This window comes from Pseudomonas sp. 57B-090624, assembly GCF_003234055.1.
GTDB classification, from domain to species: Bacteria; Pseudomonadota; Gammaproteobacteria; order Pseudomonadales; family Pseudomonadaceae; genus Metapseudomonas; species Metapseudomonas tohonis.
The window spans coordinates 188,889-204,223 of sequence record NZ_QKRU01000001.1 but is presented as its reverse complement, the minus strand read 5'-3'; the positions used below and the strand labels follow the sequence as shown (position 1 = coordinate 204,223).

General features: G+C 68.3%; 16 protein-coding genes. 5 read left to right on the top strand and 11 right to left on the bottom strand.

Annotated features, from left to right (window positions below):
* Positions 1–66 precede the first annotated feature (66 nt).
* A complete protein-coding gene (locus tag DMX10_RS00980) occupies positions 67–1,104 on the top strand; it encodes a DUF5924 family protein (RefSeq protein WP_111259341.1) in 1,038 nt (345 codons plus the stop codon).
* Between the two features lie 216 nt (positions 1,105–1,320).
* On the opposite strand, the gene DMX10_RS00975 is transcribed toward DMX10_RS00980, so the two are convergent.
* On the bottom strand, positions 1,321–2,547 hold the full coding sequence (locus DMX10_RS00975) for a nucleoside recognition domain-containing protein (RefSeq protein ID WP_111259340.1): 1,227 nt from the start codon (positions 2,545–2,547) through the stop codon (positions 1,321–1,323).
* 139 nt (positions 2,548–2,686) lie between these two features.
* Here DMX10_RS00975 and wrbA point away from each other — a divergent pair, with 139 nt between their 5' ends.
* Complete coding sequence (wrbA, locus tag DMX10_RS00970; RefSeq protein ID WP_111259339.1) at positions 2,687–3,283, top strand: NAD(P)H:quinone oxidoreductase; 597 nt, start codon at positions 2,687–2,689, stop codon at positions 3,281–3,283.
* 278 nt (positions 3,284–3,561) lie between these two features.
* On the opposite strand, the gene DMX10_RS00965 is transcribed toward wrbA, so the two are convergent.
* From DMX10_RS00965 to DMX10_RS00940, 6 genes are all read right to left on the bottom strand, one after another.
* The gene (locus tag DMX10_RS00965) at positions 3,562–4,026 is read right to left on the bottom strand and encodes an inhibitor of vertebrate lysozyme family protein (RefSeq protein WP_111259338.1); all 465 of its coding nucleotides are present in this window, start codon (positions 4,024–4,026) and stop codon (positions 3,562–3,564) included.
* A 9-nt stretch (positions 4,027–4,035) separates the two neighbouring features.
* A complete protein-coding gene (locus DMX10_RS00960; protein WP_021218842.1) occupies positions 4,036–4,197 on the bottom strand; it encodes a DUF1328 domain-containing protein in 162 nt (53 codons plus the stop codon).
* 30 nt (positions 4,198–4,227) lie between these two features.
* Positions 4,228–4,422, bottom strand: a complete 195-nt coding sequence (locus DMX10_RS00955; protein WP_111259337.1) for a hypothetical protein — start codon at positions 4,420–4,422, stop codon at positions 4,228–4,230.
* Positions 4,423–4,441: 19 nt separating this feature from the next.
* On the bottom strand, positions 4,442–4,705 hold the full coding sequence (locus tag DMX10_RS00950) for a hypothetical protein (RefSeq protein WP_111259336.1): 264 nt from the start codon (positions 4,703–4,705) through the stop codon (positions 4,442–4,444).
* A gap of 251 nt (positions 4,706–4,956) precedes the next feature.
* On the bottom strand, positions 4,957–5,391 hold the full coding sequence (locus DMX10_RS00945) for a PA2169 family four-helix-bundle protein (protein WP_111259335.1): 435 nt from the start codon (positions 5,389–5,391) through the stop codon (positions 4,957–4,959).
* Between the two features lie 32 nt (positions 5,392–5,423).
* Positions 5,424–6,245: a BON domain-containing protein gene (locus DMX10_RS00940; protein WP_111259334.1), complete on the bottom strand. Its 822-nt coding sequence runs from the start codon at positions 6,243–6,245 to the stop codon at positions 5,424–5,426.
* A 226-nt stretch (positions 6,246–6,471) separates the two neighbouring features.
* Here DMX10_RS00940 and algB point away from each other — a divergent pair, with 226 nt between their 5' ends.
* Together algB and DMX10_RS00930 are read left to right on the top strand one after the other, a co-directional pair.
* Entirely contained in the window at positions 6,472–7,818 is a 1,347-nt protein-coding gene (gene algB, locus DMX10_RS00935) for a sigma-54-dependent response regulator transcription factor AlgB (RefSeq protein ID WP_111259333.1), read from the top strand.
* Positions 7,815–9,590 carry an ATP-binding protein gene (locus DMX10_RS00930; RefSeq protein ID WP_111259332.1) on the top strand — a complete coding sequence of 592 codons (1,776 nt, stop codon included), beginning with the start codon at positions 7,815–7,817 and terminating at the stop codon, positions 9,588–9,590. The genes algB and DMX10_RS00930 overlap by 4 nt, the downstream gene beginning before the upstream one ends.
* Positions 9,591–9,829: 239 nt before the next feature.
* On the opposite strand, the gene DMX10_RS00925 is transcribed toward DMX10_RS00930, so the two are convergent.
* The 4 genes from DMX10_RS00925 to DMX10_RS00910 all read right to left on the bottom strand — a co-directional run bounded on the left by DMX10_RS00925 (position 9,830) and on the right by DMX10_RS00910 (position 13,712).
* Positions 9,830–11,461 carry an EAL domain-containing protein gene (locus tag DMX10_RS00925; protein WP_371921673.1) on the bottom strand — a complete coding sequence of 544 codons (1,632 nt, stop codon included), beginning with the start codon at positions 11,459–11,461 and terminating at the stop codon, positions 9,830–9,832.
* A gap of 93 nt (positions 11,462–11,554) precedes the next feature.
* Positions 11,555–12,367 (bottom strand): N-acetylmuramoyl-L-alanine amidase, encoded by an 813-nt coding sequence (locus DMX10_RS00920; RefSeq protein WP_111259330.1) that lies wholly within the window; start codon positions 12,365–12,367, stop codon positions 11,555–11,557.
* Positions 12,364–12,957: a MarC family protein gene (locus DMX10_RS00915; protein ID WP_111259329.1), complete on the bottom strand. Its 594-nt coding sequence runs from the start codon at positions 12,955–12,957 to the stop codon at positions 12,364–12,366. Before DMX10_RS00915 ends, DMX10_RS00920 begins: the two co-directional genes overlap by 4 nt.
* A 74-nt stretch (positions 12,958–13,031) precedes the next feature.
* Positions 13,032–13,712 carry a hypothetical protein gene (locus DMX10_RS00910; protein ID WP_111259328.1) on the bottom strand — a complete coding sequence of 227 codons (681 nt, stop codon included), beginning with the start codon at positions 13,710–13,712 and terminating at the stop codon, positions 13,032–13,034.
* A 197-nt stretch (positions 13,713–13,909) separates the two neighbouring features.
* On the opposite strand from DMX10_RS00910, the gene DMX10_RS00905 reads away from it, so the two are divergent.
* Positions 13,910–15,331: a DASH family cryptochrome gene (locus DMX10_RS00905; RefSeq protein ID WP_111259327.1), complete on the top strand. Its 1,422-nt coding sequence runs from the start codon at positions 13,910–13,912 to the stop codon at positions 15,329–15,331.
* Positions 15,332–15,335 lie beyond the last annotated feature (4 nt).

The following is a 15,335-nucleotide window of genomic DNA, read 5'->3' as shown; positions in this document are numbered from 1 at the left end:
GCGCGCCTTCTCAGGCCGGCGGACGGGCAGTATCCTGCGGCCCCCGCCACCTCGTCCGACGTGCCCATGTCGATCTGGAAAAACCGCCTGCTCGCCCTGATCGCGCTGATCCAGCGCCATCCCCGGCTCATCGCGCTCTACGGCTTCTGCTCGGGTGTCGGCAGCTTCCTGCTGGTGGACCGGGGGGCGCGCCTGGCCAAGGTGATCGCCATCATCATGCTGGTGAGCTGGGTCTGGCTGCTGCTGGAGAACCTGTTCCGCAGCAGCATCGAGCGCCTGTTCAAGATCGAGCTGCCGCCCCCGCTGACACGCTTCCTGACCCAGCTGATCCACCAGGAAAGCCTGTTCTTCGTGCTGCCCTTCTTCCTCATCACCACCAGTTGGAACAGCGGCCAGGCCCTGTTCACCGGAATGCTGGCGGTGGCCGCGGTGATCTCCATCACCGACCCGCTGTACAACCGCTTCCTGGCGCCGCACCGCTGGCTGTTCCTCGCCTACCACACCCTGACCCTGTTCGCCGTGCTGCTCACGGCGCTGCCGATCATTCTCCACCTGACCACCGCGCAGAGCTTCGAGTGGTCCCTGGGCATCGCCGTGCTGCTGTCCTTCCTCAGCCTCTACAGCACCATCCGCGTGCAGCGCTGGTGGCGGGGCCTGGCCCTGGTCGGGCTGACCCTGGCACTGGGCGCCACCGGCTGGCTGACCCGGGTGATGGTGCCGCCGGCGACCCTGTGGCTGACCGAAGTGGCGGTGACCCCGGAGCTCGACGACCACCAGCGCACCCCCGGCAAGGGCGTGCACACCGTCACCGCCGCGGACCTGCGCAGCGACGGTCTCTACGCCTACACCGCGATCAATGCTCCGCGCGGGCTGAACGAGCGCATCTATCACCTGTGGCGTTTCGAGGGCAAGGAAGTGGACCGCATCGCCCTGGACATCCACGGCGGTCGCGAAAAGGGCTACCGCGCCTGGACCCACAAGCAGAACTTCCCCGCCAACCCGGTGGGCAGCTGGCAGGTGCGCGTGGTGACCGAGGCCGGCCAGATGATCGGCACCCTGCGCTTCGAGGTCACCGACGACCCGCTGCCGCCCAAGCCGCATTGACCTTGGCGCCATGACCGCATAGCCGTATGACCGTAGGAGCGAGCTCTGCTCGCGAAGCCTTTGGCGGTGCTACGCACCGCTTGGCGACCGAAGTCGCCCCTGCAAGGTCCCCGGGCAGGTGGCGGCCCGCAGGGCGGGTGCAACCCGCCACCCCGATCGCGAATGAATTCGCTCCCACGGGGTGAGCCGTAGCCGGGCTTCAGCCCGGGGCCGGGGTCAGCCGAAGAACCAGTAGCACACCAGGATGGAGGCGATGACGCCGGCGAGGTCGGCCAGCAGGGCGCAGCCCACGGCATGGCGGGCACGCTGGATGCCGACGGCGCCGAAGTACACCGCGAGCACGTAGAACGTGGTTTCGGTGCTGCCCTGCAGGGTGGCGGCCACCAGCGCGGGGAAGCTGTCCACGCCCTGGGTCTGCATGGTCTCGATGAGCATGGCGCGGGCGGCGCTGCCGGAGAACGGCTTGACCAGGGCGGTGGGCAGGGCGTCGACGAAGCGGGTGTCGAGGCCGGACCACTCCACCAACGCACGGATGCCATCGAGGCCGAATTCCAGGGCACCGGAGGCGCGCAGCACGCCCACCGCGCAGAGCATGGCCACCAGGTACGGCAGCAGGCTCCTGGCCACCTCGAAGCCCTCCTTGGCGCCGTCGACGAAGGTTTCGTACACCGGCACCTTCTTCAACGCCCCGATGCACAGGAACGCCAGGATCAGGCCGAACAGCACCAGGTTGCCCAGCAGCGACGACAACGCCGCGAGGGCGGTGGCGGAGAGGCCGGCCAGCACCGCCATGAAGCCGCCCAGCAGCAGGGCGCCGGGCACCAGGTAGGCCAGTACCACCGGGTCCCAGAGCCTGAGGCGCTGCATGACGGCCACCGACAGCAGGCCCACCAGGGTCGAGGCGCTGGTGGCCAGGAGGATGGGCAGGAACACCAGGGTCGGGTCGCCGGCCCCCTGCTGCGCGCGGTACATGAAGATCGACACCGGCAGCAGGGTCAGGGACGAGGCGTTGAGCACCAGGAAAAGGATCTGCGCGTTGCTCGCCGTGGTGGCGCTGGGGTTGAGTTCCTGCAGGGCGCGCATGGCCTTGAGGCCGATGGGCGTGGCGGCGTTGTCCAGGCCCAGGCCGTTGGCGGCGAAGTTGAGGGTGATCAGCCCCAGGGCGGGGTGCCCGGGCGGCACCTCGGGCATCAGCCGGTGGAACAGGGGGCCGAGCAGGCGCGCCAGCGCCTCCACCAGGCCGGCCTTCTCGGCGATGCGCAGGAAGCCCAGCCACAGGGTCAGGGTGCCGAACAGGAGGATCATCACCTCGACCGAGAGCTTGGCCATGGCGAACAGGCTTTCCACCATGGCCGCCCAGACGCCCGGGTCGCCGCCGATCCAGCGCACCAGCGCCGCCGTCGCGGCGACCAGGAAGAAGCCGAGCCAAAGGCCGTTGAGCATGGACGATCCCCCGAAAAACGATGCGCGGATGATAGCGGCGCGAAGCCGGCCCGCGCCAGGAAGCCACCCGGCAATGTCATGAAAGCCATCTAGGCTGAACCGGGTCGGTCGCTTATGACCTCAGACCTGGGAGATGACGATGAAGAAGGTCCTGGTGCTCTACTACTCCATGTACGGCCATATCGAACGCCTGGCCGAAGCGGTGGCCGAGGGTGCGCGCAGCGTGCCGGGCGTGGAGGTCACCCTCAAGCGCGTCGCCGAGACCATGCCCGAGGACATCGCGCGCAACGCCGGTGCCAAGCTCGACCAGCCGGCCGCGCTGGCCAGCCCGCAGGAGCTGGCCGACTACGACGCCATCCTCTTCGGCACCCCGACCCGCTTCGGCAACATGGCCGGGCAGATGCGCACCTTCCTCGACCAGACCGGCGGGCTCTGGGTGAAGGGCGCACTGGTGGGCAAGCTCGGCAGCGTGTTCACCTCCACCGGCACCGGCGGCGGCTCGGAAACCACCATCACCTCGTTCTGGAACACCCTGGCCCACCACGGGATGCTGATCGTCGGCCTGCCCTATGCCGCCCCCGAGCTGACCGACATCAGCGACGTGCGCGGCGGCTCGCCCTACGGTGCGGCCACCCTCGCCGGCGCCGACGGCTCGCGCACGCCGACCGACAAGGAACTCGCGCTGGCCAGATTCCAGGGCGCCCACGTGGCCAAGCTGGCAATCAGGTTGCAATAGAGGGATAGCGGCAAGCGGCAAGCTACAAGCGCCAAGTTAAAAGCAAGTGGCTTACGGCTTCTGTTCTTGGCTTGGCTTGCAGCTTGAAGCTTGCAGCTGCTCTTGATAACGCTGCCCCCGGGAAGCTGGATCGCAGCTTCCCGGGGGCGGCTTCGCCTGACCCGGCCCGCAGTCGCGGAGGTAACCCCTTTACCCCTAGGTCGTGCCGCTCTACCGACGCGGTACAACCCGGCCCCCTGGTCATGGCCCCGCCTGCGGGGCCTGTGGTCTGAACGGCTTCAGTACCAGTTCGGATCGCTTTTGAGCTGTTCGTCCAGAATCGCCTTCACCTCGTCATCCGGTTCGCCCAGCCAGCGGAAGCTGGCATGGCGGCTCGGCGACTTGTCCTGGGGCAGGCCTTCCGGCACTTGCACCAGCAGGGCGTAGGCGTCCTCCTTGTCCCAGCTGAAGGCGACCAGGAGGCGTTGGCTGGCGCAGGCGTGCGGCTCGCACAACTCGCCCACCAGAAACTTGTCACCGTCCTGGTCCACCGCCTTCATCGGCGGTGCCGTCCCGCTCAGGTTCATCACCCAGTCGGGCAGACGGCTTTCATCTTCCACCAGCGCCTGCCAGGTCTCGCGGTACTGCGGGTCGGTGCCCAGCAGTTCATTGAGCCTGTGCTGCGCGTCCGTGTCGGCCGCCAGCACCAGGGTGCTGGCGAAACCGAACGCGGTGGCGGCGCAGAGGGTGCGCAGGATGTGCATCGCGCCTCCCTAGCCCCGGCGGCGGCCGAAGATGAAGGACACCACGAACAGGACCAAGAACAGCACGAAGAGAATCTTCGCGATACCCGCAGCGGTGCCGGCGATGCCGCCGAAGCCCAGTACCGCAGCGACGATGGCGATGACGAGGAATGTAAGTGCCCAACTGAGCATGGTGGTTCTCCTTCTTCGGTTTGTCGGGTTTCAGTGCGCAGGCGACCAGGCCGATTGCGACTGAGTCGGCTGCGAGTCGGAGGTTTCCTCCGCAGCCGGGTTTACGAAATCGATGCCGCTGAAATCAGTGCTGTCCTGCAGGGCCTGGCCGACCGCCAGGGCGCTGCCGAGCATCAGCAGGGGAAGGGCCAGAAGGGCTACCAGGAACAGGGTGACGGTCCACATCTCGAATCTCCTTGTTGGCTCAGAACACCCAGCGGGGCTGCTGGGGTTGGTCGTTCCAGCGCTCCTGGGCGACGCTCTGCAGCGAGCCGTCATGGAGCATCCCGTTGGCATGGAAGGCGGCAGGCGCGGGGACCATGTCGATTCGCGCCGGCAGCGGCTGCTGGCGCGCCTCGTCCTGCTGGTGAAGGCGCCAGGACTGTCCGGCGAGGACCACCAGCGCCACGGCGAGGGTGGTCAGCAGTAGCTTGCCCGCAAGGGCGAGACGTACGTGACGACGGTTCATCCTGAAACACCTCCTGGGCCGTTGATCGATCGGGGGACCGGAGTCCCCTGCCTGTCCTGCTGTCATCGCCACCTGGCGACGCTTCCTGATCTATGGATTGCAGAGCGCATGCCAGCTTTTGCGTTCGATTAAATTTCTTTAAATTCAATAACTTACTTATTTATCGACGGGTATCGTGACTGGCAACTTGCATGATCACCGGTGCGGCGTCGTGCGTTTTGCATGGCCGGACATCCCTGTCCGGTCCCGGCTCACTTCATCGACTGCTTCAGGCTGCGCATGCGGTCGTGGCAGGCCCTGACCCGGGGCATCTCCTGGGCGATGAGGCCGCGAACCTCGGGCTCCGCGCTCTCCAGCGCATCCTCGAAGGCATGCAGGATGCGGTCCTCGGCTTCCTCCAGCTGGCCGACATAGGTGGCCTTCTCGTCACTGGAGAGCGACGCGCGGGTATCGGCATAGACCTGGCGCAGCTTGCCGACGAACGTGCCGCCGGTGGACGGATCCTCGTGGTTGGCAGCGACCTTCACCGCCAGGGCCTGGATGACCTGGGTCTTGGCCTGCGCCATGTCGCGGAACAGGCCTTGCAAGGCCGGGTCCTTCACTTCCTCGATGGCGTGCTGGTAGAAGCGCTCGCCGTCACGGGTGATCTCGATCAGTTCGTTGAGTTGCGCGGTGGTACGGGTCATGGAGTTTCTCCTTGCTTGCGGATGCGGTCGCCTCAGCCGGCGACCTTGAGTGATGCGGCCTGCACGTCGAGCACGCCGCGGACGTTGCGCGCGGTTTCCACCGCCAGCTCCTTCTCGGCAGCCGTGGCCACGGTGCCGGTGAGGCGGACCACGCCTCCTTCGGTCTCCACGGAGATGCCGAGGACGGCGAGGTTGGAGCTGGAAAGAAAGCGGGTCTTCACCCGACCGGTGATCCAGGCGTCGCCGAGCAGGGCGGCGGGCCGGTCCTGGGCGCGGGCGGCGGTGTCGGGCTCGCCGGTCACGCGGATGGCGTTGTCCACCCGCTCGACGCCTTCGGCGCTGGCAGCGAGCTTGCCGGCCAGTTCGCGGGCCTCTGCGCTGGCCGCCTCGCCGCTCAGGGTCACCAGGCCGGCATGGGACTCGACATCGATATCCAGGCCTTCGGTGCGGGGGTTCCAGAGCAGCCTGGATTTCACCCGCGCCTTGACGGTGGCATCGTCGAGACGCTCGTCCGCAGCCGCCACCGAGACCCGGTGCGGACGCACGCCGGGATCGACGCGGATGCGGTTGTCCACCGTCTCGATGCCCTCGATGCCCAACGCCACCTGCTCGGCCAGTTCGCGCTTGACCTCGTTCTCCACCGTGCCGGTGAGCGTGGCCAGGCTGCCCTCGACATCGACGTTGAGGGAAAAGGGCGAGAGATGGCGGTTGAAGGCGAAGGCCGTCCACACCGAGCCTTCCTGGCGAGCCTCATGCAATCGCTGGCTCCAGCCCTCGCGTGCCAGCGAGGGAGTCGACGAGGCCATCAGCGTGCTGCCGATCACCGCCAGCGCGAGCTTGCGCAAGTGCCACATGGAACCCCCTGTCATGCGATCCGGCGCTCCGGCGCCTTCCGATGCAGGGAATTGGCAAGGGTCATGCCAGCCCTTTTTTGATCTTTTTCCCTTATGAATCAGCTACTTGCTTACAACCTGCAGGCAGTCACTGCATGCAGGCTGCAATACATGTATGAAAGAACCATGCAACTTGCACGATAATTCCTGGACTAAGCGGTACGACTGAACAATGCGGAGCGAAAAAATGGCAACAGCAACGGAAACCAAGGGACGCATCCTGCTGGTCGACGACGAGTCGGCGATCCTGCGTACCTTCCGTTATTGCCTGGAGGACGAGGGCTACAGCGTGGCCACCGCCAGCAGCGCGGCGCAGACCGAAGCCATCCTGCAGCGCCAGGTCTTCGACCTGTGCTTCCTCGACCTGCGCCTGGGCGAGGACAACGGCCTGGATGTGCTCGCGCAGATGCGCGTACAGGCGCCGTGGATGCGCGTGGTGATCGTCACCGCGCATTCGGCGGTGGACACCGCCGTGGATGCCATGCAGGCCGGCGCGGCGGATTACCTGGTCAAGCCGTGCAGCCCCGACCAGCTGCGCCTTTCGGCCGCCAAGCAACTGGAGGTGCGCCAGCTCACGGCGCGCCTGGAGGCCCTGGAAGGCGAAGTGCGCAAGCCCGGCGACGGCCTGGACTCGCAGAGCCCGGCGATGATGGCGGTGCTTGAAACCGCACGTCAGGTGGCGAGCACCGACGCCAACATCCTCATCCTCGGCGAGTCCGGCACCGGCAAGGGCGAGCTGGCGCGCGCCATTCACGGCTGGAGCAAGCGGGCGAAGAAATCCTGCGTGACCATCAACTGCCCGTCGCTCTCGGCGGAGCTGATGGAAAGCGAGCTCTTCGGCCACAGCCGCGGGGCCTTCACGGGGGCCAGCGAGAGCACCCTCGGCCGGGTCAACCAGGCGGACGGCGGGACGTTGTTCCTCGACGAGATCGGCGACTTTCCCCTCACGTTGCAACCCAAGTTGCTGCGTTTCATCCAGGACAAGGAATACGAGCGGGTCGGCGACGCGGTGACCCGCCGCGCCGATGTGCGCATCCTCGCCGCCACCAACCTCAACCTCGACGAGATGGTCCGCGAGGGCCGCTTCCGCGAGGACCTGCTCTACCGCCTCAATGTCATCACCCTGCACCTGCCGCCGCTGCGCGAGCGCACCGAGGACCTGATCGGCCTGGCCGAGCGCTTCCTCGCCCGCTTCGTGAAGGACTACGCGCGCCCGGCACGGGGCTTCAGCGACGCCGCGCGCGATGCCCTGCTGGGCTATCACTGGCCGGGCAACGTGCGTGAGCTGCGCAACGTCATCGAGCGCGCCAGCATCATCTGCGGCCAGGAACTGGTGGAGATCGCCCACCTGGGCCTGAGCGAGGCGCCGGCCAACAACGCACCGCGCGTAGGCGCCTCGATGAGCCTGGAAGACCTGGAGAAGGCCCATATCGCGGCCGTCCTCGCAGCCAGCGAAACCCTCGACCAGGCCGCCAGGACCCTGGGGATCGACGCCTCGACGCTCTATCGAAAACGCAAGCAGTACGGTCTATGAAACTGCCGATGAAGCTGCGCACGCGGCTTTTTCTCAGCATCTCGGCCCTGATCACCGTCGCCCTGCTGGGCCTGTTGCTGGGGCTGATCAGCGTCATGCAGCTGGCCCGCTCGCAGGAGCAGCTGATCACCTACAACTTCGCCACCATCGACCTGGGCGAGCAGCTGCGCACCCACCTGGGCGACCAGTTGGTCAACCTGACCCGCGAGCGCTCCGACGTGCCGGGGCTGCAGGCGTCCCAGAAGCGCTTCCTCGGCATCCTCCAGCAGGGGCTGATGAACGCCCGCGACGAGCAGACCCGCCAAGGCTTCCAGGCCATCGCCGACGCCTATGGCGACTTCCTGCGGGTCAGCGAGCGCGTGGACGGAGATAGCCGCGACGACGATTTCAGCCAGGCGCTCAACGCCACCCGCAACGCCATGCTGGCGCTGCAGAAGCACGCGCTGCACAGCGCCGCCGAGGCCGAGCAGTCCGCCCGCGAGCGCGCCAGCCTGGTGGCGACGCTGCTGGGTGTGCTGGGCATCGCCGTGCTGATGATCGGCTTCGTCACCGCCCACGGCATCGCCCGTCGCTTCGGCCAGCCCATCGAGGCACTGGCGCGCGCGGCCGACCGGATCGGGCAGGGCGACTTCCAGGTGACCCTGCCGATTTCCACGGTCAGCGAGATGGCTTCGCTGAGCCGTCGCTTCGGCTTGATGGCCGAGGGCCTGCGGCTGTTCAAGGAAACCAATATCGAGAAGCTGCTGGCCGAGCAGCGGCGCCTGAAGGCAGTGCTCGACAGCATCGACGACGGCCTGCTGATCCTCGACCGCCAGGGCCGCATCGAGCACGCCAACCCGGTGGCCCAGCGCCAGCTGGCCTGGGAGACCGAGCAGCTCGGCCAGACCCTCAGCCACGCCATGAACAACCCCGCCATGGAGCTGCCCACCCAGCAGGTGCTGCGCGGCGAGACCCTGGCCCAGGAGCCGGACGACCTGAGCATCGAGGCCGACGGCGAGAGCCGCCTGCTGAGCTGGCGCCTGACGCCGGTGAGCCTGGACGAGGAGCGCATCCTCGGGGCGGTGATGGTGCTGCGCGATGTCACCGAGCAGCGCGCCTTCGAGCGGGTGCGCAACGAGTTCGTGCTGCGCGCCTCCCACGAGCTGCGCACCCCGGTGACCGGCATGCAGATGGCGTTCGGCCTGCTGCGCGAGCGCCTGGATTTCGCCGAGGAGTCGCGCGAGTCCGACCTGCTGCTGACGGTGGACGAGGAGATGCAGCGCCTGGTGCGGCTGATCAACGACCTGCTGCACTTCTCCCGCTACCAGAACGGCATGCAGAGCCTGAACCTGGCGCCCTGCGACATCGACGACCTGCTCGGCAGCCTGCGTGCGCGGTTCCAGGAGCCGGCGCAGGCCAAGGGCATCAGCATCGAGCTGGACCTGCTGGAGCCGCTGCCCCGCGTGCCCATCGACCGGCCGCAGGTGGAGCGCGTGCTGGACAACCTGGTGAGCAACGCCATCCGCCACACGCCCAACGGCGGGCACATCCGCCTGCAGTCGCGGCGCCATGGCGAGCGGGTGATCCTCAGCGTCGAGGACAACGGCGAGGGCGTGCCCTACAGCCAGCAGGCGCGCATCTTCGAGCCCTTCGTGCAGCTGGGCAGCTACACCGGCGGCGTCGGCCTGGGGCTGGCGCTGTGCAAGGAGATCGTCCAGCTCCATGGCGGGCGCATCGGCATCTACTCGCGCCCCGGCGAAGGCGCGCAGTTCTACCTGGCCCTGCCGCTCTAGCGGCGCGCCTTTCCCTTCCTCCCCGCACAGGCGGGGGCGCTTCGCGAGCAGAGCTCGCTCCTACGAGGGCGGGCTCGAATGCCCTTGTAGGATGGGTAGAGCGAAGCGAAACCCATCACCTCGGAGCGACGGGTTTCGCGAGCAGAGCTCGCTCCTGCGGGGCGGGCTCGAACGCCCTTGTAGGATGGGTAGAGCGGAGCGAAACCCATCACCTCGGCGCGACAGGTTTCCCAATGCGATCAGGCGGCGGGCAGCGTTTCGTCGTTGAGGGCCTGGGTGAGGTCGAGCTGGCCGGCCACCAGGTCACGGAAACGCGCGGCGGTGAGCGGCCGCGAGAACAGCCAGCCCTGGCCGTAGTGGGCCCCCTCGCTGGCGAGGAACAGCGCCTGGGCCTCGTGCTCGATGCCTTCGGCCACCACCTTCAATTGCAGCGCCTGGGCCATGTGCACGATGTGCGGGGCCACGCCGCTGCTGGCCGCGTCGTGGCCGAGGGCGTCGACGAAGGCCTTGTCGATCTTCAGCACATCCGCCGGCAGTGCCTGCAGGTAGGCGAGGCTGCTGTAGCCGGTGCCGAAGTCGTCGATGAGGATGCGGTGGCCCTGGGCACGCAGCTGGCCGAGCACTTCCTGGGCAGCCTGGATGTCGGCCAGGCCATGCTCGGTGACCTCGAAGGCGATCTGCCGCGCCGGCACCTGGTAGCGCGCCAGCAACGCGGCGGTGAGTGGTGCGATGCGCGGCGAGCCGACGTCGCAGGCCGCCAGGTTGATGGAGATGTACAGCTCCGGGTTGTCACGCAGGAAGGCGCTCTGCTGGGCCAGCACCTGCTCGATCATGAAGTCGGTGATGTCGCGGATCTGCCCGGTGCTCTCGGCCAGGGGGATGAACAGGTCCGGGCTCATCATGTTGCCGTCGGTGCGGCGCCAGCGCACCAGGGCCTCGGCACCGACGCAGCGACGGCTGGCCAGGTCGAACAGCGGCTGGTAGCGCACCCGCAGCTCGCGCCGGCGGATGGCGCCCTGCAGCTCGCCACTGAGGGACTGGCGGCGGCACATGGCGTAGTAGGCGAGCACACCGCAGAGCAGCGACAGCAGGGCGGCAACGGGCAGCCAGCCGAGCAGGGCGTCACGGGCGCGGGCCAGCAGCTCGCCGCGCGGGGTCATCACCAGCAGGTCGAACTCCGGCGTCTGGGTGGGCATGCGGTAGGCCAGGCGATCGGCATTGACCTCCAGCTCGTAGTCCTTGGGCGTCGGCCACTCGGAGCCGGGCGGCCAGGGTTGCGCCAGGCCGAGGATGGGCAGGGCGGCGCCGGTGCTCTTGGGCAGCAGCAGGAGGCTGGCGCCGGCGGGCAGCTCGACCATGTCGCTGAGGTGTCCGCGCGAGGTGGACAGGCGGAAGTAGCCGCGCCCCACCACCAGGGCGGCGAGGTTGTCGTCGGGCTGGTCGGTGCTGTTGAGCCAGTAGCTCTGGCGCTGGCCGACGATGTCCGCCGGGCGCTCCGGGCCGAAGGAGTTCTGCCGCGGCCAGGAGGAGCAACGCTGGCCGCCGCCGATGAAGGCGGCTTCGTAGATGAAGCGGTAGCGGAAGTTGATCTGCCGCAGCGTCTCCACCATGGCCATGTCGCAGCCACGCAGGGGCTGGGCTTCGAGCGTGTCGAGGGCCTCGTGGAGCTGGCCGAACACCTGTTCCAGGCGCTGCAGGAAGCGCTCGCCCTGGACCTTCATCTGCTCCTGCTCGGCGCGCTGGGCCTGCTGGGCCGCCAGCCACAGGCTCGCCAGCACGAACAGGCAGGCGCCGAGCAGGCCGGCCAGGATGGCCACGGGCAGGGGCTGGTAGAGGGTGCGGCGCCAACGGGAAAGTGGGGGCTGCATGATGGCAAGCGCGTCCTGGCGAGATCAGTGAGGTATAGCCCACCGCCAGGAAATCATCGCGCCGGCCGCCGACCGGCGCGCGTCGGCGTCATTGCGTCAATTGAACGTCACGGGGCGGGGCGGCAGGCCCTCCCCCGGGCTGCGGTTGAGCACCAGCAACAGGGCGGCGGTCTCGGCGTCGGGCTGGCCGTCGAACAGGTGCGGGCGGTACTTCATCTGGAACGCGGCGATGACGTTGCGGGTGGCCTCGTCCAGCTGTCCGTTGCGCGGCACCGGGTAGCCCTGGCGGGCCAGCTGCATCTGGAACCAGCCGACGGTGGGCAGTGCCTGGGCGAAGCGCGCCTGCTCCACCGCCACGGCGGAAGCCTCCGGCCAGGGCACGAGGCCGGCGTCGGCGAGGCGCTTCCAGGGGAACAGGGGGCCGGGATCGACCTTGCGCTGGGGGGCGATGTCGCTGTGGCCGATGATGCTGCCCAGGGGCAGGTTGTGGCGCTTGACGATGTCCTTGAGCAGCACGATCAGGGCGTCGATCTGCTGGTCGTCGAAGGGCTGCCAGTTGCGCCCGGTGGCGGTCTGCTCGTAGCCCTCGTTGACCAGCTCGATGCCGATGGTGCTCGCGTTGAGCCAGGTGCGGCCCTGCCATTCGCTCTGGCCGGCGTGCCAGGCGCGCCGGTTCTCGTCCACCAGTTGGTAGATGGTCGGCGGCTGGGCGCCGATCAGGTAATGGGCGCTGACCTCGCCATGGGTGAGCAGCGCGAGGGAGTGCTCCAGGTCGGTCGAGGTGTAGTGCAGCACCACGTACTGCACGCGGCTGTTCTGGTTGACCGAGGTCTGGCTGCGGTCGATGCGCGGGCCGCTGGCGCAACCGGCGAGCAGGGCCAGCAGCAGGCCGAGGGCTAGGGTTCTCATGGGCTGATGTGTAGCACGCTTTGCAGGTTGTCCAGGAGCATGTCGACGCTGAGCATGATCAGCAGCATGCCGGTCAGGCGCTCCACCGCCATCAGGCCGCGCTGGCCGAGGAAGCGCTGCAGGAAGGCGGCCTGGAGCAGGATCAGGGCGGTGCAGGCCCAGGCCACCAGCACGGCGACGTAGAGCTCCCAGAGCTCGCCCTGGTGGGTGTTGCGCAAGGTCATCAGCACCGCCAGCGCGGAGGGACCGGCCACGGCCGGGGTGGCCAGGGGCACCAACATCGGCTCGCCGTCGGGCAGGTCGCCGAGCACGCCTTCGGGACGCGGGAAGATCAGGCGCAGGGCGATGATGAAGAGGATGATGCCGCCGGCGATGGCGATGGCCTCGCGGGACAGGCCGAGGCCGCTGAGGATGTTCTCGCCGAAGGTGAGGAAGAGCAGCAGCAGGCCGAGGGCGAACACCAGTTCACGCAGGGCCACCTTGAGGCGCCGCTCCGGCGCGACGTTCTTCAGTGCGGCGAGGAAGATGGCGATGTTGCCGAACGGGTCGGTGACCAGAAAGATCAGCACGGCGATGCCGAGAATTTCCATGGGCGCTCCTCAACTGAAGGACGAAGTGTAAAGGGCGCTGGCGGCGACGTCTCGCCGCCGTGCCGGGTCGGGTGTCAGAAGTGGTACTTGAGGGTGGTGTTGACCGCGCGCTGGTCACGCGAGGCGTTGCCGCGCACCTCGTCCGGCTCGCTGTAGCCGCCGCTCTGCTGCAGGTACTGGATGCCGAGGAACAGCTGGCGACCCTGGGCGAAGAAGTAGTCGCCGGCATCGAAGCTCAGCTGCGGGCTGAAGCTCAGGCCCTGCTCGCGCTCGCCTTCGGCGCCGGCCCAGTCGAGGCCGCCGTCGAGCAGCCAGCTGGCGTCGCCGAGGCGGAAGGCATAGGCCCAGGCACCGCTGAACTGCACGCTGTGGCCGGGCTCGTCTTGGTCGTCGCGGTCGTAGAGGCTGAGGGTCAGGTAGTCGAAGCCCGGGGCCTGGAGGTCGAAGGCGGGGCCGAGCAGGTTGGTGCCCTGCCCGGGGGTCGGAGTGGCCTGGGCCCCGGCGATGCGCAGGCGCAGGGGGGCAGGGGTGTGGCCGGGCAGGTCGGCCAGGGCCTTGGGCGAGAGGCCGGCGGTGAAGGCCGGGCGCTCGGTGGCGAAGCTGAGGAAGCTCTCGCCGGCGGAATAGGGAAGGGTGGCGAACTGCAGGTTGTCGTCCTGCAGTTGCAGCAGTTCGCTGCCGGCGACCTGGGCGGCGCCGAAGGTCAGGGCAAAACCACCCAACCAGCTGGCGATACGGGAAAGGGAAAGACGCATTGACGATGTCTCCACAGGGTGAAAGCGGGCGCAGCCCGCGAAAAAAGGGGCGGATTATACGCAGCTCCCGGCCCGAGGGCAGCAACGCCACCGGTCATCCTCCGGGCGGCACTGTTCAACGCCTTCGAAAAGCCTATAACTTCTAGTGGCCAGCGGAATCCGTTGGCATAGGGAAATGCCTGCCGAGGATCAACGTCATGCGCCGCCATCTGCTCTGGTTCAAACAGGACCTGCGTCTGGACGACCACCCCGCCGTGCAGGCCGCGCTGGCGGCCGACCGGGTTCTCCCCCTGTTCGTCTTCGACCCGAAGCTGCTGCGTCCGGGCGACCTGGGCATCCGCCGCATGGGTGTGCACCGCGCCCGCTTCCAGCTGGAAAGCCTCACCGCCCTGGACGCCGAACTGCGCCAGCGCGGTTCGCGCCTGCTGGTGGTGCAGGGCGACGCCGCGCAGGTGATCCCGGCACTGATGGAGCACCTGGACCTGAACGAGGTGCTGACCCTCGAAGAGGTGGCGCCCCAGGAGCGAGCCCTGGTCGAGGAGGTGCGCCAGGCCCTGGGCGATATCCGCCTGCGCGAGCTGGCCGGCAACAGCCTGCTGCGCCGCGAGGAGCTGCCGACGCCGGTGGAGCGGCTGCCGGCGGTGTTCAGCCAGTTCCGCGAGCAGGTCGAGCAGCGCCCCAGCGTGTACCAGCCGCGACCGGCCCCCGAGTCACTGCCACCGCTGCCCGAGGCGGTGGACGCGCTGTTCGAGCCGCTGCCGACGCCGACCCGCCTGGGGCTGGGCGAGCCGGTCAGCCTGTCCATCAGTGCCTTCCCCTTCTCCGGTGGCGAGACCGCCGCACTGGCACGGGTGCGCGACTACCTGTGGACCAGCCAGGGCGTGCGCGGCTACCAGGACAGCCGCAACGGCATGGTGGGCAGCGAATACTCCTCCAAGTTCTCGCCCTGGCTGGCCAACGGCAGCCTCTCGCCACGGCGCGTCGCCGCCGAGCTGCGGCGTCACGAGGCGCAGTACGGTGCCAATGCCTCCACCCACCAGCTGTGGCAGCAGCTGCTGTGGCGCGACTATTTCCGCTGGACCCTGCTGCGCCATGGCAGCGCGCTGTTCGAGGCCGGCGGGCTGAAGGCCACCGAGCGTGCGCCTCGGCACCTGGATGAACGTTTCCAGAGCTGGTGCCAGGGCCGCACCGGCATGCCGCTGGTGGACGCCAGCATGCGCGAGCTGGCCGCCACGGGTTTCATGTCCAACCGTGGCCGGCAGGTGGTGGCCGCCTACCTGGTGCACGACCTGGAGCAGGACTGGCGCCACGGCGCGGCCTGGTTCGAGGAACACCTGCTGGACTACGACCCGGCGAGCAACTGGGGCAACTGGGCGTACCTGGCCGGCGTGGCCAGCGACCCGCAGCGCAGCCAGGCCTTCAATGCCCTGCGCCAGGCCCGTCACTACGACCCGGATGCGAGCTACGTGAGCCTCTGGCTGCCGGAGTTGCGGGCGCTGCCGCCGGAGCTGCGGCACACACCCTTCCAGCTGTCGCGCCTGCAACTGGACGCCCTGGACTACCCGCGCCTGGAGCGTGTGCCGGAAGACTGGAAGCCCTACCTCACCTACGCCGCCTGAGGCG